26 protein-coding genes are annotated in these 26,603 nt (G+C 63.6%); 11 read left to right on the top strand and 15 right to left on the bottom strand.

The window, feature by feature from the left end:
- Window positions 1-3 precede the first annotated feature (3 nt).
- The 3 genes from U0S50_RS14910 to U0S50_RS14900 are packed head-to-tail and all read right to left on the bottom strand — an operon-like array spanning window position 4 to window position 2,917.
- Window positions 4-945, bottom strand: coding sequence for an MlaD family protein (locus U0S50_RS14910; RefSeq protein WP_322309527.1), 942 nt, complete (start codon window positions 943-945; stop codon window positions 4-6).
- Window positions 945-1,811: an ABC transporter ATP-binding protein gene (locus tag U0S50_RS14905; protein ID WP_322309526.1), complete on the bottom strand. Its 867-nt coding sequence runs from the start codon at window positions 1,809-1,811 to the stop codon at window positions 945-947. The genes U0S50_RS14910 and U0S50_RS14905 overlap by 1 nt, the downstream gene beginning before the upstream one ends.
- On the bottom strand, window positions 1,811-2,917 hold the full coding sequence (locus U0S50_RS14900) for an ABC transporter permease (RefSeq protein ID WP_322309525.1): 1,107 nt from the start codon (window positions 2,915-2,917) through the stop codon (window positions 1,811-1,813). The genes U0S50_RS14905 and U0S50_RS14900 overlap by 1 nt, the downstream gene beginning before the upstream one ends.
- A gap of 89 nt (window positions 2,918-3,006) precedes the next feature.
- On the opposite strand from U0S50_RS14900, the gene U0S50_RS14895 reads away from it, so the two are divergent.
- Entirely contained in the window at window positions 3,007-3,726 is a 720-nt protein-coding gene (locus U0S50_RS14895) for an HAD-IB family hydrolase (protein ID WP_322309524.1), read from the top strand.
- Between the two features lie 29 nt (window positions 3,727-3,755).
- On the opposite strand, the gene U0S50_RS14890 is transcribed toward U0S50_RS14895, so the two are convergent.
- The 6 genes from U0S50_RS14890 to lgt form a co-directional block, all read right to left on the bottom strand.
- Window positions 3,756-5,081 carry a cystathionine gamma-synthase family protein gene (locus U0S50_RS14890; RefSeq protein ID WP_322309523.1) on the bottom strand — a complete coding sequence of 442 codons (1,326 nt, stop codon included), beginning with the start codon at window positions 5,079-5,081 and terminating at the stop codon, window positions 3,756-3,758.
- A gap of 58 nt (window positions 5,082-5,139) precedes the next feature.
- Window positions 5,140-6,546 carry a DASS family sodium-coupled anion symporter gene (locus U0S50_RS14885; RefSeq protein WP_322309522.1) on the bottom strand — a complete coding sequence of 469 codons (1,407 nt, stop codon included), beginning with the start codon at window positions 6,544-6,546 and terminating at the stop codon, window positions 5,140-5,142.
- A 66-nt stretch (window positions 6,547-6,612) separates the two neighbouring features.
- Window positions 6,613-7,383, bottom strand: a complete 771-nt coding sequence (pgeF, locus tag U0S50_RS14880) for a peptidoglycan editing factor PgeF (protein ID WP_322309521.1) — start codon at window positions 7,381-7,383, stop codon at window positions 6,613-6,615.
- On the bottom strand, window positions 7,380-7,898 hold the full coding sequence (locus U0S50_RS14875; RefSeq protein ID WP_322309520.1) for a GNAT family N-acetyltransferase: 519 nt from the start codon (window positions 7,896-7,898) through the stop codon (window positions 7,380-7,382). The genes pgeF and U0S50_RS14875 overlap by 4 nt, the downstream gene beginning before the upstream one ends.
- Window positions 7,895-8,932: a class I SAM-dependent methyltransferase gene (locus U0S50_RS14870; RefSeq protein WP_322309519.1), complete on the bottom strand. Its 1,038-nt coding sequence runs from the start codon at window positions 8,930-8,932 to the stop codon at window positions 7,895-7,897. Before U0S50_RS14870 ends, U0S50_RS14875 begins: the two co-directional genes overlap by 4 nt.
- A gap of 25 nt (window positions 8,933-8,957) precedes the next feature.
- Window positions 8,958-9,833, bottom strand: coding sequence for a prolipoprotein diacylglyceryl transferase (gene lgt, locus U0S50_RS14865; protein WP_416195000.1), 876 nt, complete (start codon window positions 9,831-9,833; stop codon window positions 8,958-8,960).
- Window positions 9,834-9,909: 76 nt separating this feature from the next.
- On the opposite strand from lgt, the gene U0S50_RS14860 reads away from it, so the two are divergent.
- From U0S50_RS14860 to U0S50_RS14845, 4 genes are read left to right on the top strand one after another with little or no spacing between them, the layout of a single operon-like run.
- On the top strand, window positions 9,910-11,613 hold the full coding sequence (locus tag U0S50_RS14860; RefSeq protein ID WP_322309518.1) for a class I adenylate-forming enzyme family protein: 1,704 nt from the start codon (window positions 9,910-9,912) through the stop codon (window positions 11,611-11,613).
- Between the two features lie 30 nt (window positions 11,614-11,643).
- Window positions 11,644-12,492 (top strand): cytochrome b/b6 domain-containing protein, encoded by an 849-nt coding sequence (locus tag U0S50_RS14855; protein ID WP_322309517.1) that lies wholly within the window; start codon window positions 11,644-11,646, stop codon window positions 12,490-12,492.
- Window positions 12,489-13,259, top strand: coding sequence for a molybdopterin-binding protein (locus U0S50_RS14850; RefSeq protein ID WP_322309516.1), 771 nt, complete (start codon window positions 12,489-12,491; stop codon window positions 13,257-13,259). Before U0S50_RS14855 ends, U0S50_RS14850 begins: the two co-directional genes overlap by 4 nt.
- A 36-nt stretch (window positions 13,260-13,295) precedes the next feature.
- A complete protein-coding gene (locus tag U0S50_RS14845; RefSeq protein WP_322309515.1) occupies window positions 13,296-14,534 on the top strand; it encodes a cyclopropane-fatty-acyl-phospholipid synthase family protein in 1,239 nt (412 codons plus the stop codon).
- Window positions 14,535-14,589: 55 nt separating this feature from the next.
- Here the strand turns inward: U0S50_RS14845 and U0S50_RS14840 are convergent, their stop codons facing one another.
- Window positions 14,590-16,662 (bottom strand): S46 family peptidase, encoded by a 2,073-nt coding sequence (locus U0S50_RS14840; RefSeq protein WP_322309514.1) that lies wholly within the window; start codon window positions 16,660-16,662, stop codon window positions 14,590-14,592.
- Window positions 16,663-16,874: 212 nt separating this feature from the next.
- Here U0S50_RS14840 and U0S50_RS14835 point away from each other — a divergent pair, with 212 nt between their 5' ends.
- From U0S50_RS14835 to U0S50_RS14815, 5 genes are all read left to right on the top strand, one after another.
- Entirely contained in the window at window positions 16,875-18,092 is a 1,218-nt protein-coding gene (locus tag U0S50_RS14835; protein WP_322309513.1) for an argininosuccinate synthase, read from the top strand.
- A 135-nt stretch (window positions 18,093-18,227) separates the two neighbouring features.
- Window positions 18,228-18,419, top strand: a complete 192-nt coding sequence (locus U0S50_RS14830) for a hypothetical protein (protein ID WP_322309512.1) — start codon at window positions 18,228-18,230, stop codon at window positions 18,417-18,419.
- A 62-nt stretch (window positions 18,420-18,481) separates the two neighbouring features.
- A complete protein-coding gene (locus U0S50_RS14825; RefSeq protein WP_322309511.1) occupies window positions 18,482-19,492 on the top strand; it encodes a threonine aldolase family protein in 1,011 nt (336 codons plus the stop codon).
- On the top strand, window positions 19,489-20,448 hold the full coding sequence (locus U0S50_RS14820) for a DMT family transporter (protein ID WP_322309510.1): 960 nt from the start codon (window positions 19,489-19,491) through the stop codon (window positions 20,446-20,448). The genes U0S50_RS14825 and U0S50_RS14820 overlap by 4 nt, the downstream gene beginning before the upstream one ends.
- Before the next feature lie 46 nt (window positions 20,449-20,494).
- Window positions 20,495-21,820: an alpha/beta hydrolase family protein gene (locus tag U0S50_RS14815; RefSeq protein ID WP_322309509.1), complete on the top strand. Its 1,326-nt coding sequence runs from the start codon at window positions 20,495-20,497 to the stop codon at window positions 21,818-21,820.
- Window positions 21,821-21,856: 36 nt separating this feature from the next.
- Here U0S50_RS14815 and murA read toward each other — a convergent pair whose 3' ends face one another.
- The 3 genes from murA to U0S50_RS14800 form a co-directional block, all read right to left on the bottom strand.
- Entirely contained in the window at window positions 21,857-23,140 is a 1,284-nt protein-coding gene (murA, locus tag U0S50_RS14810; RefSeq protein WP_322309508.1) for a UDP-N-acetylglucosamine 1-carboxyvinyltransferase, read from the bottom strand.
- A 63-nt stretch (window positions 23,141-23,203) separates the two neighbouring features.
- Window positions 23,204-23,827: a 2-hydroxychromene-2-carboxylate isomerase gene (locus U0S50_RS14805; RefSeq protein ID WP_322309507.1), complete on the bottom strand. Its 624-nt coding sequence runs from the start codon at window positions 23,825-23,827 to the stop codon at window positions 23,204-23,206.
- On the bottom strand, window positions 23,821-24,552 hold the full coding sequence (locus U0S50_RS14800) for an SDR family oxidoreductase (protein WP_322309506.1): 732 nt from the start codon (window positions 24,550-24,552) through the stop codon (window positions 23,821-23,823). The genes U0S50_RS14805 and U0S50_RS14800 overlap by 7 nt, the downstream gene beginning before the upstream one ends.
- Window positions 24,553-24,641: 89 nt before the next feature.
- Here U0S50_RS14800 and U0S50_RS14795 point away from each other — a divergent pair, with 89 nt between their 5' ends.
- Window positions 24,642-25,133 carry a helix-turn-helix domain-containing protein gene (locus U0S50_RS14795; RefSeq protein WP_322309505.1) on the top strand — a complete coding sequence of 164 codons (492 nt, stop codon included), beginning with the start codon at window positions 24,642-24,644 and terminating at the stop codon, window positions 25,131-25,133.
- 103 nt (window positions 25,134-25,236) lie between these two features.
- Here the strand turns inward: U0S50_RS14795 and clpS are convergent, their stop codons facing one another.
- Together clpS and U0S50_RS14785 are read right to left on the bottom strand one after the other, a co-directional pair.
- On the bottom strand, window positions 25,237-25,602 hold the full coding sequence (gene clpS / locus U0S50_RS14790) for an ATP-dependent Clp protease adapter ClpS (RefSeq protein WP_416194999.1): 366 nt from the start codon (window positions 25,600-25,602) through the stop codon (window positions 25,237-25,239).
- Between the two features lie 180 nt (window positions 25,603-25,782).
- The gene (locus U0S50_RS14785) at window positions 25,783-26,517 is read right to left on the bottom strand and encodes a phasin family protein (RefSeq protein ID WP_322309504.1); all 735 of its coding nucleotides are present in this window, start codon (window positions 26,515-26,517) and stop codon (window positions 25,783-25,785) included.
- Window positions 26,518-26,603 lie beyond the last annotated feature (86 nt).

Here is a 26,603-nt window from a genome sequence, read left to right as displayed (position 1 = left end):
TCCTTATCGTTTATAGTCAGGCAGCTTGGCGCCGCCGATGACCGCACCCGCGCCCTGCTGGTCGAGCTTGTCTGTCAGGCTCGACAGCGAGGAAGAGGTACGGCGCAAATCGCGGATCAGCGCATTGGCTTCGGGAATGGTCGTCTCGCTGAAGGTCTGGAGGCCAGGCCGGGCGTCGGCGATCGCCGATTCCAGCGTTTTCATCGACGCATTGGCCGATGCCAGCGTATCGCGCAGGTTTCGCATGGCGGGATCGACATTGCGGTCGATCGTCCCCTGTGTCGCGGCGGCGAGATTGCCGATCTGTTCGGCGGCGGTGCCGGTCTGCTGAATGGCGATGCGCGTGTCGGCGAGCGCCTTTTCAAGCGCCGGGCCGTTGCGCGCCAGGATCGCGGTCGATTGTTCGACATTCTTCAGGATCGCCGAAAAGCTCGCCTGATTTTCATCATCGGCGAGTTCGGCCAGCCGTTCGGTCAGCGTCGAAAGACGCTGGAGCAATTGCGGCGCGGTGTTGAGCAGTTCGCCGAGGCCGCCGACCCGGTTGGGGATCACCGGCTTGCCAGCAGGCCCCTTGTCGGTGATCGGCGGGGCGCCCTTGACTGCGCCGTCGAGCGAGATTTGCGACACGCCAGTAAAGCCGACGCCTTCCAGCGCGGCGGTCGTTCCCTGCAGGATCGGCACCTGTTCCTCGACCTCGATGCGCACGCGCACGAATTGCGGGTCGTCGCGCCATAGTTCGATCTGGCGTACTTGCCCGACCGGGACGCCGGAAAACTGCACCTGCGCGCCCTTGTTCAAACCGTCGACCGACTGTTTGAAGAAGATGTCATATTCGCGTTTCGCCCCGCCGCTGTCATTGGCAAGCCATACGACGAAGATTGCGAGCGCAACGGTAAAGAAGAGGACGAAGGCCCCGACCACGACATTGTTCGAGCGCGTTTCCATCAGCTTTTCCTGTCCGGCCGCTCGGCGGCCTGATTGCAACCCGCCGCGGCGCGTCCGCGCGGGCCGTTAAAATAGTCCTGTATCCAGGGATGCTTGGTGGCAAGCAGTTCCGGAATGGTGCCCACCGCTATCACCTTCTTTTCCGCGAGCACCGCGACGCGGTCGCATGTCGCATATAGCGAATCGAGGTCGTGGGTGATCAGAAAGACCGTCAATCCCATCGTGTCGGCAAGCTCGCGGATCAGTTCGTCGAACTTGGACGCGCCGATGGGGTCAAGGCCGGCGGTTGGCTCGTCGAGGAACAAGAGCGCCGGGTCGAGCGCCAGAGCCCGCGCGAGGCCGGCGCGTTTGACCATGCCGCCCGATAGTTCGGCCGGGAATTTCGGTCCCGCATCGGGGGGAAGCCCGACCATCGCGACCTTGTAAGCGGCAATTTCGTCGAGCAGCGTTTGATCCATGCGCGGATAATATTCGCGCAGCGGCACCTGGATATTTTCCGCGACACTCAGCGTCGAAAACAGCGCGCCGCCTTGGAACATCACGCCCCAGCGGCGGCGGAGGTCGCGCGATTCCTCTTCATTGGTGATCGCGTCGAGCGTCTTGCCATAGACTTCGATTTCGCCGGCCGCGGGGATCTGGAGCCCGATGATCGACCGCATCAAAACCGATTTTCCGGTGCCCGATCCGCCGACCACGCCCAATATCTCGCCCGAACGTACGTCGAGGTCGAGCTGGTCGTGGATCACCGCATCGCCGAACCGGTTGACCAGGCCGCGGACGCGGATCGCATATTCGAACTTTTCGGGCCGTACTGCGTCGGCCGCCGCCTGTTCCTCGGCGATCAGTTCAGCTTCTTCTTCGCTCATCAGTTCCAGCCGATCGATGAAAAGAAGACCGCAAAAAAGGCATCGAGCACAATGACCAGGAAAATAGCGGCGACCACGGCAGAGGTCGTGCGCTGTCCCACTTCCTCGGCGTTCTGGCGTACCTGCATACCTTCGTAACAGCCGGTCACGCCGATCAATATGCCGAACACCGGCGCCTTGATCAGCATTGCCCAGAAATCGGTCATGGGGATGATTTCGCGCAGCCGCTGAATATAGGTAAGCGGCGGAATCTCGAGTCCGATCCAGCAAAACACGCCGCCACCGATAATGGCACAGATGCTGGCGTAAAAGCCGAGCAGTGGCATGGTGATCGTCGAGGCCGCGACGCGCGGCAGCACGATTGCTTCCATCGGCGATACGCCGATCGTGCGCATCGCATCGACCTCTTCGGTCAGTTTCATCGTCCCGATCTGGGCGGCGAACGCCGAACCTGATCGGCCCGCGACCATGATCGCGGTCATCAGCAGGCCCAGCTCGCGGATCGACACGCGCCCGACCAGGTTGATCGTGAACACTTCCAGCCCGAACTGGCGAAGCTGCACGGCGCCTTGCTGTGCGATGACGATCCCGATCAGAAAGCTCATCAGGCCGATGATCGGCAGCGCGTCGACCCCGACGGTCTGGAAGCGCGTGACGATGGCGTGCCATCGGATGCTGCGTCGGGCTCGGATCTGATTGAACAGCGCGATGACCATCGCGCCAAAGAAATCGATGATGCCGATCAATTCGCGCCATATCGAAACGCTGGCCGTGCCGACCTGCTCCAGCATGCGCATCCACATCGACCGGCGATCGCGGTGAACGCGATATTCGCTGGTGTCGCTGGCCAGCGCGTCGAGCAGACGCTGGGCCTCCGGGCTGGCGCCGGTGACGGTTGCGCCATGCGCGCGCGCACTGCGGGTGACGATCCACGCCCCGACGGTGTCGATGCGGTCGATCGACGACAGATCGAGGCTGGAAATAGCTCCCAGCGAATCAAGACGTTCGGGCACGTCGCCGAGCCGGGCGAGCGTCAGCCGACCGGTGAAGCGAACCTCGGCACCACCAGCGCCGTCGCTATGTTCGAAGTCCGCCCTGGCCACCATCGCACGGACGACCTTGTATTATTTGGCCTATCACGGCAAGCGAATCCCGCGACTTGGCCGCGGCCTGCACACCGCTTATGGACCACCGAATGGACAAAGGCTCGCCTCCCGCCTCGCCGATTCATGCGCATCGCGTCGCGATGTACGACATGGACCGCACGATCACCCGGTCGGGAACCTACAGCGGATTTCTGATACATGTCGCGCGGCGACGCCAGCAATGGCGGCTCCTGCTGTTGCCGCTCGTCGGAATTGCCGGGCTTGCCTATATGCTCCGCCTGATCGACCGGTCGCGGCTCAAAGCTATCAATCTTCGCCTGCTCGTCGGCGGGCGGTTCCAGCGCACCGAGATCATGCCGCTCGCCGAAAGCTACGCTGACCATGTCGTCGAGCGGGGGCTGCATCCCGCGGCGCTCGAACAGATTGCCGCCGACCGCGCGGCGGGATACCGGCTGCTTCTCGCGACCGCGTCCTTCCACCTCTATGTTGACGCGATCGCGCGGCGGTTGGGGATCGACGATGTGCTGGCGACCCGCCTCGATGAACCCGATGGCGCCGATCATATTCACGCGCGGCTCGCTGGCGACAATTGCTATGGCGCGGCGAAGTTCGCCCGCATCGCCGATTGGCTGGAGGGCAATGCGATCACCCGTGATGAAGCGCATATCCGCGCCTATTCGGACCATGTCTCCGACCACCCGATGCTGCATTTCGCCGATGAGGCGATCGCCACCACCCCGTCGCGCAAGCTCCGCCTGCTCGCGCCCAAAATGGGCTGGCAGGTGGTGGATTGGCGCGCCAGACGCTGAAATCTTCCTTTCTTGGGAAGGGCGGAGGGTTATACCGCCGCCAGTGCCTGGTCGAAATCGGCGATCAGGTCGTCCGCATTCTCGATACCGATCGAGATACGCACCAGATTGTCGGTGATCCCCAGCGCCTTTTTGCGTTCGTCGGGAACCGACAGATGCGTCATCGCGGCAGGATGGCTTGCGAGCGTCTCGGTGCCGCCGAGGCTGACCGCCAGCTTGGCGATCTTGAGCGCGTCGAGGAAACGGAAACTCTCTTCCTCGCCGCCCTTGATGAACAGCGAAAAGGTCGATCCGGCGCCGGTGCAGTGCCGCTCGAAAATATCCTTTTGCGGTCCGTCCTTCAGGAAGCCGAGATAGCCGAGCCCGGCGACCTTGGGGTGATCGCGCAGAAAGGCACATACTTTTTCGGCGTTTTCGCCCGCGCGGCTCATCCGCAGTTCGACGGTTTCCAGGCTGCGTAGCAACATCCAAGCGGTATTGGGGTCGCAAATCGTGCCGATCGTGTTGCGCATCATGCGGATCGGTCCCAGCCACTGCTTCGACCCCAGCACGCCGCCCGCGACAAGATCGCTATGCCCCCCCGCATATTTGGTCAGGCTATAAAGGACGATGTCGGCGCCGTGGCGCAGCGGCGCGGACCACAGCGGGCCCAGAAATGTGTTGTCGATGGCGATCGGTGGCCGACTGTCGGCGGCAAAGGCAGCGTCGACCGCCGCGCGCATCGCTTCTACATCGACCAGCGCATTGGTCGGGTTGGCGGGGCTTTCAAGATAGACCATCGCGACCTTGCCGCCTTGGGCTGCCGCCATGGCCTGTGCCCGTGCAAGGATCGCGTCCATTTCGGCGCGCGAGGCTTCGGCGGGGAAGTCGACATAGCTAGCGCCAAAGCGCGACAGAATGCGCGCGATCAGCGTTTCGGTCGCCGCATAGAGTGGACCCGAATGGACGATCACGTCGTTCATGCTGACATGCGCAAGTAACAAGGTGGCGATTGCCGACATGCCGGATGAAAAGACCAGCGCGTCTTCGGCCTGTTCCCAGACGCCGAGCCGCGCTTCCAAAATCTCCTGATTGGGGCCGTTGAAACGCGAATAGACCAAACCGTCGGCGCCGCCGGGGCGCTTGCCGGTAATGCCCTCGAAATGACGCTTACCCGCCGCCGCGCTTTCAAAAGCAAAGGTGGAGGTCAGGAAAACCGGCGGCTTCAGCGACCCTTCGGACAGCATCGGGTCATAGCCATATCCCATCATCAGCGTTGAAGGGGATAGCGGCCGACCGCCGATTTCAGTCACATCGGCCTTCGGCGCACGTCGCTGCGGGGTGCCGGTCAGATCGTTATTGTCGATTGGGGGCATGAGAGGGACTCCTGCGCTAGACGGTTTCGAACGAAACTAGCGTTCCCCGACAGGCCCGTCACCCCAGCATTGCAATGGCCCAGATCACCCCGATCAGCAGCGGCACGCCGATGATGTCAAGCGCCAGGCCGGCTTTCAGCATCCGCGGCAGCGCGATATGGTCGGTCGCCCAGGCAATGGCGTTGGGGCCGGTTCCCGACGGCAGCATGAAGCCCCAGCTTGCCGCCATCGCGACTGGAAGCGCCAGCAGCACGGGGTCGGTTCCGGTCGCGGCGATCAGCGCGGCGAGCACCGGCATAATCCCGCTCGCTGTCGCGACATTGCTTGCAAATTCGGTGATCAGGATGGTCAGCGCGACGATGATCGCGGCGAGTGCGATCGTCGGCATCGATCCCAGCGGTGCGAGTACGCTGCCGAGCCAGGCGGCGAGTCCGCTGGCGGTGATTGCTGCCGCGAGCGCGAGGCCGCCACCGAACATCATGATGACCCCCCAGGGGGCACGGTCGGCCTCTTTCCAGACCAGCAGCGGACGGCCGGTGCCGTCGGGCAGAACGAAAAGCAACAGGCTGCCCGCCACCGCTATAGTGCCGTCGGTCAGCGCGCCCTTGGGCACCATGGGCTCTAGCAGCGGCTGGAGCATCCACAGGCTGACGACCAACAGGACGACAGGCACCACGCGGCGTTCGGCCGCCGACCAGATCGCCTGATGGCCGAGTGCGGTCGATGCGGCCTGCCCGTCGAACGGGTGATGCTTCAACCGCTGTACACGCGTCAGGACCGCCATGGCGGCCGGGATCGCCAGTGCAACGACGGGGATGCCATACAGGGCCCAGGTGGCAAATCCGATGTGAAGGCCAAGTGCGCGCTCGATCAATCCGGCAGCGATGGCATTGGTTGGGCTGCCGACCAGCGTGCCTAGCCCTCCGATCGACGCGGCAAAGGCGATGCCCATCATCACCGCGCCTGCAAAGCCGCGCGTCTCCGCCGCTTCGACACCGCCTGCGCGCAGCACCGCCAGCGCGATCGGCACCATGATCAGCGTCGTCGAGGTGTTGGAGATCAGCATCGACAGGATGGCGGTCGACGCCATGAAGGCAAAGAGCAGTCCGCTCGACGTTGGCGGCGCGAGTTTCAATAGCGCCAGCGCCAGACGTCGGTGCAATCCGACCCTTTCGATCGCCAGTGCGAGAAAGGCGCCGCCCAGAATCAGGAACAGGATCGGGTCATAATATTGATTGGCGATTTCCTTCGCCGACATCACCCCGGCAAAGGGAACGACCAGGAAAGGGAGCAGGGCGGTGACGGTCAGCGGCAGAGCTTCCGTCATCCACCAGATAGCCATCAAGATCGTCAGCGCGGCAATACGCCATGCCGGCAGCGCCATCCCTTCGGGAGCGGGCAGCATCAGCATTGCGAAAAAGACCAGCGCGCCGCCGATCAGTCCCAACAGCCGCGTGCGTGTCATCGGTCCCCCAATTCCCATTCCATTGCCAGCCGTTGCCATGATGCCGCGGCGATAGGTTGTTCGGTGTCAGCGCTGCGCCAGCCCGATCACCGACAATTGGCGACCATAGCCATTTTCGTTTCGGTGGCACGCACGCCGATAGCTGTAATATTCTTGCGTCCCGGCGTAGGTGTCTTCGCCGCCGATGGCAACCGTCGCTACGCCTGCTCTCGCGATGCGTGCCGCGACATAGGCGGCGATGTCGAACATCGCGTGGCTGGGTCGCGGGGCGGCGGCAAAAAAATGCTCGTTGGCCGGATCGTCGGACAGGAAACGCGCGACGAAAGCGTCATCGACTTCATAGGATGCGCGGGCGATGCAGGGACCGATTGCCGCGGCGATATGGTCGCGGCGCGCGCCAAGCTTTTCCATCGCGTCGAGCGTCGCGTCGGTTACTCCCGCAATCGCGCCCTTCCACCCGGCATGGGCGGCGCCGACGACACCGGCGTCGCGATCGGCGAACAGCACCGGTACGCAGTCGGCGGTCAGGATGCCCAGCAGGATTCCTGGCGTGCGCGTCGCCATTGCGTCGGCCTCTGGGCGGGCCGCAAGGTCGCTTTGCGTGTCGATGATGATGCAGCGATCGCCATGTACCTGATAGAGGCCGGTGAGCTGTGCTTCAGGCAACACCGCTTCGGCCACCCGGCGCCGGTTTTCGGCGATCAGTGCCGGGTCGTCACCCGAACCAAGCCCGCAGTTGAGCGAGGCTAGCGCGCCTTCCGACACGCCGCCGCGGCGCCCGAAAAAACCGTGCGGCGTCCCGCCGAGCGCGGCCGCTGTGGTACAGGGCGGGGTCACAGGTCCAGCCTCCAGATGCGGTCCTCGTCGATATGATTGCCGACCCGGAACGGATTGCGCCCGACATCGACAAAGCCGAAGCGACGGTAAAAGGCCTGCGCGCGAGGATTTTCGGTGAACACCGACAGGTAAAGGATCGATGCCCGCTCGCGCGCCCAATCGATGCCCCATTGCATCAGCGCCGCGGCGATTCCGCTGCCCTTGGCTTCGGGCGCGACATAAAGTTGGTGGAGTTCGGTCGCATGCTCGGTCGGCTGCCCCTCGGGAAGGTCGAAATCGATCGGGCCAAGCTTGATGAACCCCTGCAACGCGCCGCCGTCGCCGCGTACCAGCGCGATCGCCATGTCGGGGTCGGCGATCTGTGCGCGGAGGCGCGATGGCGGGTTCCATTCGGCGAGGAAGGCGGCAAGATCGGCCGGATCATAGATATGCCCAAAGGTGTGGACAAAGCTGGCCTCGGCAAAGCGCGAGATTTCCTCGGCCTCAGCCTCGGTGGCGAGGTTGATCTGGGTCATGCGGTTCTTCCTGTGACATCAAAACCCGAAGGGGGAGGCCAACCGGGCGCGGAAATGGCCATGGCCTTGAACAATTGCCCCATAGCGGCTGGATCGACCAGCCGGTCGCGCTGCCCGGCTAGCTCCTCCGCGCGATCGGGCGCGCTCGCTGACAGGCTGGCCAGCCGCGCATCGATTCCCATGGCACGCAGCCAGGTGCCCTGGGGAACGGGGCCGGACACCGACGCGCCCGCGCCGCGCGCGGCATGGGCGAGCGAAGTGAAATCGACATGGGTGGTCAGGTCGACCTCGCCCGGATCGACAAATGGGTCGGCAAAGCGATGTGCTTTCACGGCCTGCAGCGTGTCGCCTGCGGCGGGACCGCTATAGCCATAATCGATCGCCAGCATCGCGCCGCCCTGCCGCACCAGGCGAAAGGCACAGCGTTGCAGGATCGCGGCCGATACCGGCGCGGTTTCGACGATTGTGCCTGCGGTGCTGTCGCGCAGGGCGGCGGGTACCGCCTCGTCCGCGGGCACCGCGCCGGGCACCGCAACCAGCGCGCCTTCCTGCCGTTCGACCATGCGTTCCCGCCACCCTTCGGGGGTCGCGACATATTGATGGACGGGCAGCGCATCGAAAAACTCATTGGCGATGATGATCAGCGCGGCATCGTCGGGCAAATCATCGACATCGTCGTGATGGTTCGCTTGCGCCAGCCGCGCCGTTTGCGCGGCGCGCAGCGCCGGGCTCGTTTCGACCAGATGGACGCCCAAGGGCGTGCAGCCAAAGCGCGCCATTACGCGCAGCGCATCGACGGCCAGCGTGCCGCGGCCGGGGCCCAGTTCGACATAGCGGAACGCCGGCATGCCCGCGCGTTGCCACAGATCGGCGGCCCAGATGCCGACCATCTCGCCGAACATCTGGCTGATCTCGGGCGCGGTGGTGAAGTCGCCCGCGGCACCCAGCGGATCGCGCGTTGCATAATAATGGCTGTTCGCGGCCGCCATATAGTCGGCCACGGTCAGCTTCCGCGCCGCTGCAATCTCCGCCATCAGCCGCGCCGCCGGGGGCGGGGCGTCAGGCAATGCTGTCGGAACCCGCGATCGGTTCGACGCGCTGGCGGCGTCCCTTGGCTGTGGCGACCAGCCAGATGCCGCCGATCAGCATCGGCAAGGTCAGCGTCTGTCCCATGGTCAGTCCCCACGATAGGGTTCCGAGCTGCACATCGGGTTCGCGCACGAACTCAACCGCAAAGCGGCTGAGCCCATAGATGATCGCTGCCATGCCGAACAGAAAGCCCGGCTTGTAGCGGGCGTCGGTGCGCCAGAAGAAAAAGGCCAGGATGGCCATCATCAACAGGCCCTCCAGCCCCGCTTCGTAAAGCTGGCTCGGGTGGCGCGGGTCCATCGTGCCGCTGTCGGGAAAGATGATCGCCCAGGGAACGTTGGTCGCGCGGCCCCACAGCTCGCCGTTGACGAAATTGGCGAGGCGACCGAGGAACAGGCCAAAGGGGACGACACAGGCGATATAGTCGCAAAAACGCAGGAAATTGAGTTTTTCTTTCCGCGTCACATACCAGATGGCGATCAGGACGCCGACGACCCCGCCGTGCAGCGACATACCGCCGTCCCACAAGCGGAAAATGCCCATCGGATCCTGCGCATAGGCGCCAAGATTGTAAAAAAGCACATAACCCAGCCGACCACCGATGATGATGCCCAGCATCGCGTAAAAGATCATGTCGTCGGCATGGCGCCGCGCCATCGGCGCACCCGGCTGGGCGATCAGTTTCAGCAGATACCAGTAACCCAGGAAGATGCCTGCGAGATAGGCAAGCGCATACCAGCGGATCGGCAAGCCGAAGACGCTGAACGCGATCTCACTGTTTTCTCCCATCAAATCATGGAAGTTCACATATTGCGTTGCTTCGACTAGAGTTGCAAAAAGAAACATATACGTCTCGGACCTTCCCCAGGAGAGGCTTCCCCATAAGGGGTTCGCGCCACGAGACCAAGAGGAGAGATAGAAGATGCCATCTGCGCTCGATATGCGCCTGGACGCCGCCTATAATCTGATCACCGGGCCCGGCGGGCCGATCCAGGTGGGGACGGTCGAACGCTTCGGGCGACAGATGCCCTTCATCACCAACGCTCCGACCAATCTTGCCGACTATGTTGCCTTTTTCTGCGCTCAGCATGGCGATGCGACCTTTCTGGTCGAAGGGGACGAGCGGTTGAGCTTCAAACAGGTTTATGCGGCGGCGCGGGCCGTTGCGGCCGGGCTGGTCGACGGTCATGGCGTTCAGCGGGGCGACCGTGTCGCCATTGCGATGCGCAATGCCAACGCCTGGTGCGTTGCCTATCTCGGCATTTTGATGGCGGGCGGCTGCGCGACCCTGCTCAATGGTTGGTGGCAGGGCGGCGAACTGGCTGCCGGCATCGCTGACAGCGAGTCGAAGCTGGTCCTTGCCGATCCGCAACGCGCCGAACGGCTTGCGGAGGTCGACCACGGCGCCAGCGTTCTGACGCTCGACATCTCCAAACCGATCATGGAGGCGATCGCGCCGGTCGCGGCGGGGGGCAGCGCGGATACCGTGCTGCCAAAGCTGACCGGACAGGATCTGGCGACCATTCTTTTCACCTCGGGTTCGACGGGGCAGTCGAAGGGCGCCTATTCGCGGCACGAGGCGGTCGTCCAGGGGGTGTTCAACTATGTCACCCAGACGATCAGCATCGTGCATTTGCTGACCGAGGACGGGCTGATGTCTGACATCCAACCTGCGACACTCGTTTGTACGCCTCTGTTTCACGTTACCGCTGAAATTCCGGTTTTTCTGCAAAGTTTTGCCCTGGGGCGCAAACTGGTGCTGATGCCGAAATGGAACGCGGAAGAGGCGATGCGCCTGATCCAGGACGAACAGGTCAATTATTTCGTCGGCGTGCCGCTGATGAGCTATGAAATGCTGGTTCACCCGAACCGATCGAAATATGATCTGTCGACGTGCAAAAGCTATGCGGCGGGTGGGGCGCCGCGTCCGCCGGAGCATGTGAAGCGCCTGGCCGAGGGGATGGACGGGGGCAAACCGCTGCTCGGCTATGGCCTGACCGAAACCAACGCCGTCGGCTGCGGCAACCTCAACGAGAATTACCTTGAAAAACCGCTGTCGACAGGCCCGGCGTCCAAACCGCTCGTCGATCTCGCGATCCTTGACGATGCGGGCGAGGCACTGGCGCAGGGCGGTGTCGGCGAGGTATGCATTCGCTCGGTCGCCAATTTCGAAGGCTATTGGAACAATGAGGCGGCGACCAGGGCGGCCTTTTTCGACAATGGCTATTTCCGTACCGGCGACCTCGGCTATCTCGACGAGGATGGATATTTGTTCATCGTCGATCGCAAGAAGGACATCATTATCCGCGGCGGCGAGAACATCAGCTGCCAGGAGGTGGAGGCTGCGATCTACGAGCACCCCGAGGCGAGCGAGTGCGCGGTTTTCGGCCTTCCCGACGAGCGGCTCGGTGAAGTCGTCGGCGCGGTCGTGTGGATGGCGCCCGGCAGCCAGGTCGATGCCGATGCGCTGATCGCGTTTCTGAAGGAACGGCTCGCGGCCTATAAGGTGCCGTTCCGAATCTGGATGGCGGGCGACGCGCTGCCCAAGCTCGGCAGCGAAAAGATCGACAAGGTCAGTCTGCGCAATCAATATCGCGGCCAATATGCGGCGGAGGTCGCGGCGTAACCGCAACGAACGAAGGAGCGAATGGAAGATATGGCCCAGGCTGACCCTTCCTTCGCTCCTCCGTCAGCGGCGGAGAGGCGCGTCTATCGCCACCGCCTGCCGACACGCATCTGGCATTGGATCAACGCCGCGACCCTGCTTGTCCTGCTGATGAGTGGGCTGATGATCTTCAACGCCCATCCGCGCCTCTATTGGGGGCATTATGGTGCGAACGTCGACCCTGCTTGGCTGGCCATCGGATCGACGCCGGATACGGGTTATCTGCGCATCGGCGCCGCGCGCATCGATACGACGGGGGTGCTCGGTCGCTGGACCGATGCGGCGGGCGTTGAAAAGACTTGGGCATTTCCGGGGTGGGCGACGATCCCAACCCGCTACAGCCTTGCCGACGGGCGACGCTGGCATCTCTTCTTCGCGTGGGTGCTGGCGATCAGCCTGACCCTCTACATGCTGTGGAGCCTGTTCGGCGGGCATCTGAAAAACGATTTGCACGTCCGGCGCGCCGAATGGTCGCCGCGCCATATCTGGCGCGATGTGAAGGATCATGCCCGGCTGCGCTTTCCGAGCGGCGAGGCGGCAGCGCGTTACAATATCCTGCAAAAGCTGAGCTATATCGGGGTCATCTTCGTTGCCCTGCCGCTGATGATCGCGACTGGCCTTGCCATGTCGCCCGGGATGGACGCGGCTGCTCCGTGGCTCGTCGACCTGTTTGGCGGGCGCCAGTCGGCCCGTTCGCTGCATTTCATCGCCGCCTGGGCGCTGGTCCTGTTCTTTTTCATCCACATCGTCATGGTCCTGCTGGCGGGGCCGGTGAACGAAATTCGATCGATGATCAGTGGCTGGTTCCGCCTGCCGCGCGCGAAGGGGGATGGAGCATGAAAGGCGTCGTCCTGCCCCGCCGCCGCCTGATCGCGCGGGCGGGAGGCTTCGCCGCGGCGCTGCCGCTGCTGTCGGCGTGCGACGCGATCAACGACGCGCCCGCGGTCCGCAAGATATTGTCGATGGGGGAGGAGATGAACCGCGCCAGCCAGCGCGCGCTGATGGATCGCAACGCGCTCGCCCGCGAATTCACCCGTGCCGACCTGTCGCCGGTCTTTCGCTCGAACGGTACGCGCCTGCCGCCGGGACAGGCCTATGCCGCCCATGCGGCGCGGGGCTTTGCCGACTGGCGGGTCGCCGTAACCGGGCTGGTCGCGCGGCCGCTGTCCCTGTCGATGGCCGATATTCGCAGCCTGCCGCAGCGCACCCAGATCACCCGCCACGACTGTGTAGAGGGGTGGAGCGCGATCGGCGAATGGACCGGGGCGCCCTTGTCGCACGTGCTTTCCGCAGCGGGGGTTCGTGACAGCGCGCGCTATATCGTCTTTCGCTGTGCCGATCGGATCGGTGATGCCGATTATTACGAAAGCTGTGACATGGTCGATGCACTGCACCCGCAGACGATCCTCGCCTGGGCGCTCAACGGCGAAATCCTGCCGATCGCGAATGGCGCGCCTCTCCGGCTGCGCATCGAACGCCAGCTCGGGTACAAACATGCCAAATATCTGACCGGGATAGAGGCGGTTGCGAGCCTCGCCAGCATCGGCGCGGGCAAGGGCGGTTATTGGGAGGATCGCGTCGATTATGAATGGTATGCAGGCATCTGACAGGTTCTGATCACGACACAAGGAGGCTTCCCCCGCATGTCGATCCTTCGGCCCTTTCTATCGCACATCATCCGTCGCGGACAACTGACGGTCATCGCGCCGGACGGCACGCGGGAAATATTTGGCGAACCCGTACAGGGTTTCCCCGATGTCGCGGTCCGCTTCCTTCACGTACGTGCGATGCGCCGGATCATCATGGATCCGCGCCTGGGTGCGGCGGAAGCGTTCATGGACGGCACCATGCAGCTGGTCCAGGGGGACATCATGGAACTGGTCGCGCTGCTGCGGATGAACGCGCCATGGGATCGCGGCGGCCAGCTAAAGGATCTCGGGCCGGTGGGCCACGCCGCCGACTGGGTCAAGACGCGGATCAATTCGATCAATCGTCGCGGCCGGTCGCGCGCAAATGTCGCACATCATTACGATATCGGAAACGATCTTTACCGCCTGTTTCTCGATACGGACATGCAATATAGCTGCGCCTATTGGCCGCGTCCCGGCATGACGCTCGACGAGGCGCAAGATGCGAAAAAGGCGCATATCGCCGCAAAACTCGCCCTCGCGCCGGGGCAGCGCATTCTCGATATCGGTTGCGGATGGGGCGGCATGGCGATCACCCTGGCGCGGTTGGAACAGGTCGAGGTGCTCGGCATTACCCTGTCGGAAGAACAGCTGTCGCTGGCGCGCGAGCGGGCCGCCGCGGCGGGGGTCGCGGACCGAGTGCGTTTCGAACTGATCGACTATCGCGATCTGGCGGTGCGGGATGCGGGGGCGTTCGACCGGATCGTGTCGGTCGGCATGTTCGAACATGTCGGCGCGCGCAATTTCGATACATTTTTCAGGGCCGCCGCCAATCTGATGACCGCAGACGGTGTGATGCTGCTCCACACCATCGGGCGGTTCGGGCGGCCGGGCGCAACCGATGCTTTCACCCGCAAATATATCTTTCCGGGGGGCTATATACCGGCGCTCAGCGAAACCCTGGCGGCGAGCGAGAAAAGTCGGCTGATCGTAACCGACGTCGAAACGCTGCGGCTGCATTATGCACTGACGCTGCGCCAATGGTATGCGCGCACCGTGGCCCAGCGCGATGCGATCGTGGCAATGATGGGCGACCGTTTCTTTCGCATGTGGACCTTTTACCTCGCTGGCGCGACCGCGGCGTTCGAAAGCGGCGGCATGGGCAATTATCAGATTCAGTTTACGCGCAGTCGCCACGCGCTGCCGCTGACCCGCAACTATATGGCGGCGGCCGAAACGAACTTTTCGGTCTGAGTTCCGCTGATCAAGGGGTTTGCCCGGGCGCCTTGCCCGGGCAAACCCGCTCGGTTCAGCGCTTGCGGCGCTTGCCGCCGTTGAGTTCGGCCGACAGCGCCGGGGCAGGCCAGATCACATCCAGCGCCTGCTGGATCGCGCCGGTCGAAACCGAAACGGTGCGGTTGAGGCTGCCGTCATAGCCAAAGGCGCCGCCCAGCGAGTGGATATTGCCGTCGAACGCGGTGCCGATGACGCTGCCGTCGCGTGCGATTACCGGCGATCCCGAATTGCCGCCGATGATGTCGTTGGTAGACACAAAGTCATAAACGGTATTTTTGTCGATCCGGCTCTCCGCCTTCACGAAACCGTCGGCCAGCTTGTAAGGAAGCTGGCCCGTCGCGCGGTCATAGGTGCCGCCCATCACGGTTGTCGCGGGCACCGGCTTGCCGCGTTCCTTCCACCCCTCGACCCGGCCATAGGACAGGCGCAGCGTGAAGGTCGCGTCGGGATAGAGCTTGTCGCCATAGGCGGCGAACCGCGCTTTCGCGAGCCGCGCCTGCGCGGCGGTGACGGGGGCGTCATAGTCGCGGTCGAACGCGGTCTTGATCGCGCGCGACCGCGGATCGAGCTTGGCGAAGAACCGGATCATCGGATCGTCGGATGCCGCGATCGCCGCGGCGCCGCCTTCCCACAATTGCTTGCGATAGGTGGGGTCGGCGAGCTTGCTGCCGTCGACCAGCCGCTTTGCCAGCGCTTCGGGGCTTTCCTTGCCGAGCAGCGCCTGGATGTCGCCATTGTCGGTGCCCAGATATTCGCGCGCCTTGCTCGCCCAGAAACTCACCGCCAGCTCCTCGAGCCAGGGATAGGTCGGTACCGGATCGGTCAGCCGCTTTTCGGTCAGCGGCAACGCCGAATCGGTAAAGCCGGGCAGGCGTTCGCTGTTGGGTTTGGCGCGTTCGGCGGCCGCGCGCACCAGCGTCTGGGCATAGCCCGCCAGCGTCGAAAAGCTGGCCGGGCCGCGTTCGAGAAAGACGCTGTCGAGATAGCTATCGCGCCGCGCCGCAACCGCCGCGTCGATTTCGGACCAGGGGTCGCCGATTTCGGCATTGCCCTTCACCCGCTGGCGCAGCTCCGCCTCTTCGGCGGCGAGCTTGGCGGTGAAGGCAGCATCGTTGAGCGCGCGGAACTGGCCCGACAATGCCTTGAAGCTGTTTTCATAGCCGAACAGTTCATCGCCGCCTTCGCGCGTCTTTTCGGGGCTTTCCTCCATCTTGGTGATCAGGCGGCCACGATATTCGGACAGCAGGAGCAGGGTGAGCGGCAGCCGCTCGCTGCGCTCAAAGCGGCGCTGCGCTTCGGTCAGCAGGCGCTTCGTCGATCCCGGATTGCCGGCGATGAAGGTGATCTCGCCTTCCTGCGGCGCGCGCGGGTTCCATTTCAGGTGCGCCGGGGTCGTGGCGGGCTTGCCATTTTCATAGGCGCGCAGAAAGGCCGCATCCATCGCATAGCGCGGGAAGTTGAAATTGTCGGGGTCGCCGCCGAAAAAGGCCGCCTGAAATTCGGGCGCCCAGGCGATGCGGACGTCGCTGTACTTGCGATACTGATACAGCTTGTACTGGCCGCCGCCGAACAAGGTCACGACCTGGCAACGGGTCTTGTCGCGGTCGGTGCATCCTGCTGCCTCGATTTCGGCGATGCGGGCGTCGCGTGCCTTGACCAGCGCTTCGCCGGTCAGGCTGCCGATCGCCTTCGCGATGTCACCGGTGACGTCCGTTATCGCGGTGACGACCTCGGCCTGCTGGCCGGGACATTTCATCTCGCGCGCCCGGTCGGCGGCGTTGAAGCCGCCCGCGACCAGATCGCTCTCGCCGGTCGACAGATTTTGCAGGCATCCGATGACGCAGTGATGATTGGTCAGGATCAACCCTTCGGCCGACACGAAAGAGGCCGAGCAGCCGCCGGTCAGTCGTACGGCTGCTGCGCGCGTGCGGTCGAGCCATTGCTGGTCGGGCGCCCAGCCATAGGACGCCTTGATCGCCTCGGTCGGCACGGCGTCAAAGGTCCACATTCCTTCCTCGGCGGCGGCGGGCGTGGCGGCGGCAAGGGCCGCAAGGGCGGTCCCGGCAAAGGCGAGCGTCAGGCGCATGAAAAATCCTCTAAGTCGTGTAATGCTATATCCTCGGCCCTAAACCCGCGATGCGAGTCGGCCAAGTTCTATTCCTTGGGGCCCTTCTATTTTCCCATTGTCCTGTCGTGCCCCGGCCGCCTGAATGCGGCGCGGTTCGTCACGCCGGGCGTTGCGTCGCGGGGGAAGGGCTGATAGGCGCGCCCGCGTCTTTTCCAGCCAAGGGTGCAGTCATGTCCGAGTCCATCAAGCGCGTTGTTCTTGCCTATTCGGGCGGTCTCGACACCAGCGTCATCCTGAAATGGCTGCAAGTCACCTATGGCTGCGAGGTCGTGACCTTTACCGCCGACCTGGGGCAGGGCGAGGAGTTGGAGCCCGCGCGCGCCAAGGCCGAGCTGATGGGGATCAAGCCCGAGCATATCTATATCGACGATGTCCGCGAGGAATTCGTCCGCGATTTCGTCTTCCCGATGATGCGCGCCAACGCCCGTTACGAGGGCGATTATCTGCTCGGAACCTCGATTGCGCGCCCGCTGATCTCGAAGCGGCTGGTCGAGATCGCAAAGGAAGTCGGCGCCGATGCGGTCGCCCATGGCGCGACCGGCAAGGGCAACGACCAGGTGCGGTTCGAACTGTCGGCCTATGCGCTGAACCCCGATATCAAGGTGATCGCACCGTGGCGCGAATGGGACCTGACCAGCCGCACCGCGCTGATCGATTTCGCCGAGAAGAACCAGATCCCGGTGCCCAAGGACAAGCGCGGCGAAAGCCCGTTCAGCACCGACGCCAACCTGCTCCACACCTCGTCGGAGGGCAAGGTGCTCGAGGATCCGTGGGAAGAAACCCCCGATTACGTCTATTCCCGCACCGTCAATCCGGAGGATGCGCCCGACGCGCCCGAATATATCACCATCGATTTCGAGCGCGGCGACGGCATCGCGCTGAACGGCCAGGCGATGTCGCCCGCGACCTTGCTCGCGGCGCTCAACGATCTCGGCCGCAAACATGGTATCGGCCGCCTCGATCTGGTCGAGAACCGCTTCGTCGGCATGAAATCGCGCGGCATGTACGAGACGCCGGGTGGCGAAATCTATGCCCGCGCGCATCGCGGCATCGAAAGCATCACGCTCGATCGCGGCGCCGCGCACCTCAAGGACGAGCTCATGCCGAAATATGCCGAGCTCATTTACAACGGTTTCTGGTATGCGCCCGAACGCGAGATGCTGCAGGCGGCGATCGATCACAGCCAGGAAAAGGTCAGCGGCACCGTTCGGCTGAAGCTCTACAAGGGCAATGCCAGCGTCGTCGGCCGCAAGTCGCCGCACAGCCTGTACAGCGAACGCCATGTGACCTTTGAGGATGACGCGGGCGCCTATGACCAGAAGGACGCGGCCGGCTTCATCAAATTGAACGCGCTGCGGTTGAAGCTGCTCGCGAAGCGCGATCGCTGATTCTATCGCGGACGGGTATGGGGATACCTCGATCCGTCCGTTGGTCGCGTTTCTGGCCCGGCTGTCGTCAATGCCGTATGTCTAGCGATTTCGCTTGATATTCAACGTCCTGCTATTTTGCAGGAGTGACATGACGTGGCTTTCCCATCCTTTCAAACCGTTCCGGCGGCGCGCGGCGAATGGCGTGCCCGCTGGTTGTTGCTGCCGCGCGTGGGTATGCGCGTGACAGCCTATTGCACTACCCAGCGGCTGCTGATGCCGGGCCGTTATCTGGCGCGCTGGTCGCCTAGCCTGCGGCAGTGGCTCTATCGCCGTGCACCGCGCTGATTTCGAAGCCTGCGGCGCAGATCGGATTAGCAAGCGGCCACCGGCTGCGCTAAAGGCGGCGTATGACCGCTACGCGCTTCTTTTCCGATAACGCCGCCACCGTTCATCCACTGGTGATGGAGGCGATGGCGAGGGCCAATATCGTCGACACAGCCTATGACGGCGACGCGCTCAGCCAATCGCTCGATACGGCCTTTTCGGCGCTCTTCGAAACCGCGTGCGAGGTGGTGTGGATCCCGACTGGGACCGCTGCGAACAGCATCATTCTGGCGCATTTCGTGCGACCCTGGCAGGGCATTCTCTGTTATGAGGAAGCGCATATCGAGGTCGACGAATGCGGCGCGCCGACCTTTTATTCGGGCGGTGCCAAGCTGATGCCGCTGCCGGGGCAGGGAGCCAAGATCGATGCAGAGGCGCTGAAGGCGCGCATCGCGGGGATCCGCAAGGATGTTCACCAGGTCCAGCCTGCAGCGATCAGCATCACCAATGCGACCGAATATGGCCTTGCCTGGCGGCCCGAGGAAATTGGAGCGATCAGCGAGGTTGCGCGAAGCAGCGGCCTGAAGCTGCATATGGACGGCGCGCGATTTGCCAATGCGGTCGCCTTTCTGGGCTGTTCGCCCGCCGATGTCACTTGGCGCGCAGGCGTGGATGCCCTGTCGTTCGGTTTCACAAAGAATGGCGCGATGATGGCCGAGGCGATCGTCTTTTTTGGCGGCAGCGGCGGCGCGGGGGTGCGCGAACTCAAGAAGCGCGGCGGCCACCTGCTCAGCAAGGGGCGTTTCGTGGCGGCACAGATCCGCGCGATGCTCGCCGACGATCTGTGGCTCGACAATGCCCGCGCCGCCAATGCGGGGGCGGCGGCGCTCGCTGCGGCGTGCCGGGGACGGTTGATGTATCCGGTCGAGGCGAACGAACTGTTCGTACGGCTGAGCGCGGCAGAGGCGGCGCAGCTACGCTCGGCCGGGTTCGATTTTTATGACTGGGGCGACGGCGCGGCGCGCCTGGTTGTCAGTTGGGACCAGGATGCACAGGCCGTCGCTCCGCTCGCGGCGGCCCTCTTGGCGTTATGACGCCTACGCCGCCGACGCTGCTCAGCCCGCGTGTCCTGATCCCTTTCATCCTCGTCACCCTGATCTGGGGATCGACGTGGATCGTCATCAAGGGGCAGTTGGGGGTCGTGCCGCCAAGCTGGTCGGTGGCCTATCGCTTCGTGGTGGCGGCGATCGCCATGTTTGCTTTTGCTGCGCTGCGCGGGGAAAGGTTGCTGCTCGATGGCCGCGCGCTCGGTTTTGCAGCGTTGCTAGGACTGGCGCAGTTCGCGCTGAATTTCAATTTCGTCTATCGCGCTGAACAGCATATCACGTCGGGGCTGGTCGCGGTTCTTTTCGCGCTGCTGATCGTTCCAAACACCCTGTTCGGGCGCCTTTTCCTGAAAACGCCGCTTGAGCCGCGTTTCCTCGCCGGGGCGGGGATCGCCATTATCGGTGTTACCATGATGATTGCGCATGAATATGGCGCGGCGGCGCTGGGCCCTGCGGCCGTGGCGACGGGTACCGCCCTGACGGTCGCGGGCGTGCTGATGGCCTCTGCCGCCAATATTATGCAGGGTACCGGGTTCGCGCGTGCGCAGCCGATGGTGGTGATGATCGCCTGGGCGATGTTGTTCGGCGCGCTGGGCGATGCGCTGTTCGCCTGGGTGACTACCGGCCCTCCGGTCATCGAATGGAGCTTGCCCTATCTTGGTGGCGTTCTCTATCTCGGGGTCGTGGCCAGCGCCGTGACATTTCCGCTCTATTTCGGCGTGATCCGTGCGGTCGGGCCGGGGCAGGCGGCCTGGTCGAGCGTGCTCATCCCGATCATCGCCATGGGGATTTCGACCCTGTTCGAAGGCTATCGCTGGGCTCCGCTGTCGATTGCGGGCGGTGTGGTCGCGCTTGTCGGTCTGGTGATTGCAGTGGTCAAGCGCCCCGACCGGCCGTCGGTCAGCGGCAATATGGTGTCTTTGCCGGTCGATTCCGACCGTTGATCGAAGCCGATTTGCGGGCGCGGATATGCGCATGTAAATAACCGGAATGGCAAGAAGGTTCCTCACGCCCGCACTGGCGGCAGCGCTCGCTCCGTTTCTCGTCACCGTCCCCGTTTCAGCCCAACCGGTCGCCGAGGCATCGCTCACCGCGACCGAATGTCAAATAGGGGCGTACCGCGGTCCCGACGGCGATTTCGTTGCCCTTGCCCGATCGGGGGGCAATCCGAACGCCGGGCTTCGTTATCTGTTTCGCGATGGACGCCGCGGCGCAACGGGAGATGTCGACGCGCCGGTCCGTTGTCAGGGCGATACGGTGCGCATCGGGGACGCGGCGGGGACCAAAGCCGCTGGAACCTGGGCGCGTATCGCCTTTCGCGAGACACCGACCACTTTCGACAGCGCGGGAAGCAGGCTCAGCGGGATGCTGATCGAGCCGCCAGGAAGCGATCCACGACGTCCGCTCGTTGTGATGGTCCATGGTTCCGAACGTTCATCTCCGATCGGGGGCATCTATGGCTATGCGATGGCTGCCCAGGGGTTGGCGGTCTTCGTCTATGACAAGCGTGGAACTGGTGCATCAGAAGGCGAATATACCCAGAATTTCGAACTGTTGGCGAATGACGCGGCGGCGGCGTTGAAACAGGCGCGCGCCATGACTCCCGATCGAACCGGCCGGACAGGCTTTTTCGGCGGTAGCCAGGGCGGCTGGGTCGCGCCGCTCGCCGCGACGCTGACTCCGGCCGATTTCGTGGCGGTGGGCTTTGGCCTTGTGGCCTCTCCCATCGAGGAGGATCGCGAACAGATGGTGGCGGAGGTGCGCGCCGCGGGCCTGGGGCAGGAGGCGGAGGCGCTGGTCAACCGCCTGTCGCAGGCGACGGCCAGATTGCTGCTCACCAATTTCTCCGAAGGCTATGACGAGATCGATTCGGCGCGTGCGTTGCTTGCAAACCAGCCGTGGGTGGCCAGGATCCATGGCGAGCACAGCGGCGCCATGCTGCGTATGTCCAACGACGAACTGCGCCGAATAGGCCGGGCGCGGTTCGACAATCTGGAGCTGATCTGGGATTATGATGCGGTGTCGGCGCTGCGCCGGTTGCGCACCCCGCTGCTATGGGTTCTGGCGGGCGAGGATCAGGAAGCGCCCATCGAAACCACGCGATCCGCATTGCTCGGCCTGCGTGCAGAGGGGCGCCCCGTCGACCTCTATCTCTTTCCCGGCACCGATCACGGCATGATCGAATTCACCGCCGGGCCCGATGGTTCGCGCCGCTATACCCGCATCACTGACGGCTATCTGAAACTGCTTGGCGATTGGATGAAGAGCGAAGCGCGCGGCGCCTATGGACGGGCGGAACATCTGACCGCGCAATAATGCGGGAAACGCGGCATTGGGGAAGGGGCGATTCCCCTATCCCGCGCTGACCCGTTCGATGTCGGCGCCAACGGCCTGCAGCTTTTCTTCCAGCCGCTCATAGCCGCGATCGAGGTGATAGACGCGGTTGACCTGGGTTTCGCCCTTTGCGGCAAGGCCCGCGATGATCAGGCTCATCGAGGCGCGCAGGTCGGTCGCCATCACCGGCGCGCCGACCAGGTGATCGACGCCGCGGACGATCGCGGTGCGCCCCTTGACCTGAATGTCGCAGCCCATGCGCGCGAGTTCGGGGACGTGCATATAGCGGTTTTCAAAGATGGTTTCGGTGAACAGCGACGCACCGGTGCCCAGCGTCGCCATCGCCATGAACTGCGCCTGCATGTCGGTGGCGAAACCGGGATAGGGCGCGGTCGACAGCGTCACCGGCTGCGCACGGCCCGCCATGGCGACGCGGATGCCCGTCTTGGTTTCTTCGACCGTCGCGCCCGCTTCGCGCAGGCCGGCGAGTGTCGCCTCCATTTCCGACGCCTTGGCGCCGACGAGTTCGACATCGCCTTCGGTAATCACGGCCGCGCAGGCATAGCTGCCCGCCTCGATGCGGTCCGACATCACGCGATAGGTCGCGCCGTGCAGACGGTCGACGCCCTCGATCGTCAGCGTTTCGGTGCCGATGCCGTCGATATGCGCGCCCATCGCGACCAGGCAGTTGCACAGATCGACGATTTCGGGTTCGCGCGCCGCATTTTCGAGGACGCATGTGCCCTTTGCCAGCACCGCCGCCATCACGGCATTTTCGGTCGCGCCGACCGACACGACCGGAAAGGTGAATTTGCCCCCCGCCAGCCGCCCGCCAGGCGCGCTCGCCTTTACATAGCCCGAGGCAAGCTCGATCTCGGCGCCAAAGGCTTCGAGCGCTTTCAGATGCAGGTCGATCGGCCGGTTGCCGATCGCGCAGCCGCCGGGCAGCGACACCGTCGCTTCACCGGCCCGCGCGAGCAGCGGGCCGAGTACCAGGATCGATGCGCGCATCTTGCGCACAATGTCATAGGGAGCAACGGTAGATGTCAGCGTCGTCGCGCGCGCGGTCATCACCCGCCCGAAATCTTCGGGCCGCGAACCCTCGATGGTCGTCGAACAGCCGAGCTGGTTCAGCAGATGGCCAAAGCCATCGACGTCGGCGAGCCGTGGCAGGTTGCGCAGCGTCAGCGGCTCGTCGGTGAGCAGCGCGCAGGGCAGCAGGGTCAGCGCCGCATTTTTAGCGCCGGAAATTGGGATACGGCCCTTGAGTCGCTGGCCGCCGCGAATGACGATTTGATCCATCGGCTGTCTTTAGCGGATGCGTGGACGCGCGCAAGCGCCCGGCAGGAATGGTGGACGGACGACCTAGGCTAAAGGGCGGTCGGCTCGGCTCAGCGCCGCTTCGACCTGGCCCAGCCGGTCCTTGCCGAAAAACATCGCGTCGCTGACGAAAAAGGTCGGGATGCCGAACACGCCGCGTGCCACTGCGTCGTCGGTGTTGGCGGCGAGCTTTGCCTTGATGTCCGCCTCTTGTGTCCGCGCGAGCAGGGCGGGGCCGTCGAAGCCGTTGTCGGACAGAAAGGCGGCGGCGACCGACGGGTCATCCATCTTCAACCCCTCCTCCCACATCGCGCGGTTCACCGCCTCGACATAGGTTCCCAGGCGTCCCTCTTCCCCGGCGACGATCGCGCCGCGCATGATCAGCAGTGTGTTGACCGGAAAATGCGGATTGAGCCTGAACTTCGTCAGGTCGTGGCGTTCGATGAAGCGGCGCAGCTCCAGATGCTCATAGGCAAGCTTTGCCGGAGCGTCGGCATATTGCACCATCGGCGCTCTGTTGCCCGTCGCCTTGAAAATCCCGCCCAGCAAACAGGGCGTGATGATCAGCTCCGCGCCGGTGCGCTCGAGCAGGGCGGGAAGCACCTGCATTGCCAGATAGGCGTTGGGACTACCGAAGTCGAAGATGAACTCGAGGCTTTTGCTCACCATTTTTCTCCCCACGGGCGAAGGTCGAGCTCGTGCGTCCACGCGCTCCGCGGTTGATTGTGAAGCGTCACATAATTGGCGGCGATCGCATCGGGATTCAGGATCAGATCCTGTTGTTTTGCCGCATCGAAATCGGGATGGCGCTCCTTGATGAAGTCGGTGTCGATTGCGCCGTCGATAATGATGTGCGCGACATGGATGCCTTGCGGGCCCAGTTCGCGCGCCATCGACTGAGCGAGCATGCGCAGTGCGCCCTTGGCGCCCGAAAAGGCGGCGTAGCCCGATCCGCCGCGCAGCGATGCGGTGGCGCCGGTGAACAAGATGGTACCGCGCCCGCGCGGTGCCATGCACTTCGCGGCTTCGCGTCCCATCAGGAAGCCCGACAGGCAGGCCATTTCCCATACCTTGGTGTAAACGCGCACCGACGTCTCGGTGATCGGGAAGTTCACGTTCGCGCCGATGTTGAACACCGCGACCTCGACCGGGCCGACCTCGGCCTCGACCTGATCGAAGAGAGCAATCATGTCTTCCTCTTCGCGCGCGTCGCCGGGGAAGGCGCGTGCTTGATTCCCCGCGTCGCGGATCGATTGTGCCAGCACTTCGAGTTGGTCGGCGCTTCGTGGGCGGCGGTTGACGCAGACGGTCATTCCCTGGGCTGCGAAGGCGCGTGCGATCGCGCCCCCGGTGGCATCCCCGGCTCCAATGATGATGGCTGCGGGATTGGTCATGCGACTCTCCTCTTGCCGTGCATAGTGACTATGATAATCATAGTAGCAAGCGATTTTTGTTCGCGGTCGAAGACGGCTAGGGATGCAGCATGCCTAAACGTGCGGATCTTTCGGATACTTTCTGCCCCGTCGGGCGCTCGGCTGAGCTGCTCGGCGACCGCGCAGTGCTTCTGATCCTGCGCGACCTTTTCTTCGGACGGAGGCGCTTCGAGGCGATCGCCGCCAATACCGGCCTGGGGCCGCAGCTTGTCTCGGCGCGGCTCAAGCTCCTCGTTGTCGAACATGTCGTCATCAAACAGGCCTATCGGGAACGGCCCCCGCGTTACGAATATCAGCTGACGGCGAAGGGCAAGGACTTGTTCGGTGTCCTTTATGCAATGCGCAATTGGGCCGAGAAATGGGCTTATACGCCGGGGGAGACCGGCGATGGACCAGCCATGCGCTATATCCATCGCGCATGCGGCGCCGATGTCGGGACCGAGGCCGTCTGTCCGGGATGCGGTGAATTGCTGCGCTATGGCGACCTAAAGGGCGATCCGTCGCCCGCGCTTCGTGCGGAACAGGAAGCAAAGGGCGCTTAGAGCCTGCGGGGATTGCCGAGCCAGTCGCCAGCCTTGAGCAGGTCGATTGCGTTCGGGGGCAAAGGGATTTCCTGAAATTGGAAAAGCGCGCGGGCGTCCGCGATCACGCCTTCTCGAGCGTGCACTGGAGTGGGTGCTGGTTCTGCCGTGCAGCGTCCATCACCTGGTTCACCTTGGTCTCTGCAACTTCATAGCTGAACACGCCGCACACCCCGACGCCCTGTTGATGAACATGGAGCATCACTTGTGTCGCGCGTTCGATGTCCATGTTGAAAAAGCGCTGGAGCACCATGACGACGAATTCCATCGGCGTGTAATCGTCGTTGAGCAGCAGCACCTTGTACATCGATGGCTTTTTGGCCTTGGCGCGCGTGCGGGTCGCGATGCCGACGCCGGGGGCGCCCGGCGCGTCGTCATCCTTGTCCGCCATGGCGCGGACCGGTTGGGGGATCGAGGCGGGAAGCATCATCGCTGGAATATCGCAAGCCGAAGTCGATGCGCAAGAGGGAGGGGTGGTTAATTTGCCCCGGGGCCTGCGCCAAAAACAAGAACCGCCCGCTTCGCAAGGTGAAGCGGGCGGTCCTGTGATCGCCGACGCAGACGGGGAGAGGAGGGAAGATGCCTGCGTCAGCGGAGAAGAAGAAGGCCCTTAGGCTGCCTTCATCTTCGAAGTGATTACCGACATGCGGTTCGAAATCGGGGCGAAGCTGTCGTTCGTCATCTTGACGACCAGCTCGCTGGTCTTCGACGTTTGCGCGACAGCGGCGTCGAACGCCTTTTTGCTGTTTTCGGCATACAGCTTGAAGAATTCGGTCGGCGACTTCACGGCGGTATAGCCCTTCAGCGCAGCGGTCGTGTCTTCAAAGCTCTTGCGCGCGAAGGTCACGCCTTCCTGGCCCAGAACTTCGAGGTTCTTCGCAGCGATCTTGCCGGCTTCGACCAACGCTTCGACGTTCGCCTTGTTGAATTCAACGGCTTCTTCGGCGAGCTTGCTCGACTTGCTCATCGCTTCCTTGGCGCGCTCGTTGAAATCGGCGGTCAGGGTTTCGGCGCGGGTCTTGGCGTCTTCGGCGAACTTCTTGACAGTGTCGTTCATGGTCTTGAATCCTTTGCTGACGGCGGCGGCCTTCGGCGCGGCCTTGGGGGCAATGGTCTTGGTGGTCGCTTTTTTCGGAGCGGCCTTTTTCGTCACCGGCTTTGCGGTTTTCTTTTGGACCGGCTTGGCTTTTGCCTTGACGGTCTTGGTCTTGGCAGGAGCCGGCTCGACCTTCGCCGCCGCGGGGGCGGCCACGACCGGGGCTGCGGGAGTTTCCACCGGCTTTGCGGCGGTTTCCAGCGTCGCGGCCTCGAAAGCCTTTTCGGCACTATCGATCTTGGTAGCCATCGGACAACTCCTTTATGTTGCAGTGCACAATATAGGAGGCGCGCCGCGATTTCAAGGAATTTTTTGTGCGGTGCACAAAATTCTTG

Origin of the sequence: Sphingopyxis sp., from assembly GCF_034380315.1 — a bacterium.
Taxonomy (GTDB): Bacteria; Pseudomonadota; Alphaproteobacteria; order Sphingomonadales; family Sphingomonadaceae; genus Sphingopyxis.
This window is presented reverse-complemented; position numbering and strand designations above follow the sequence as displayed.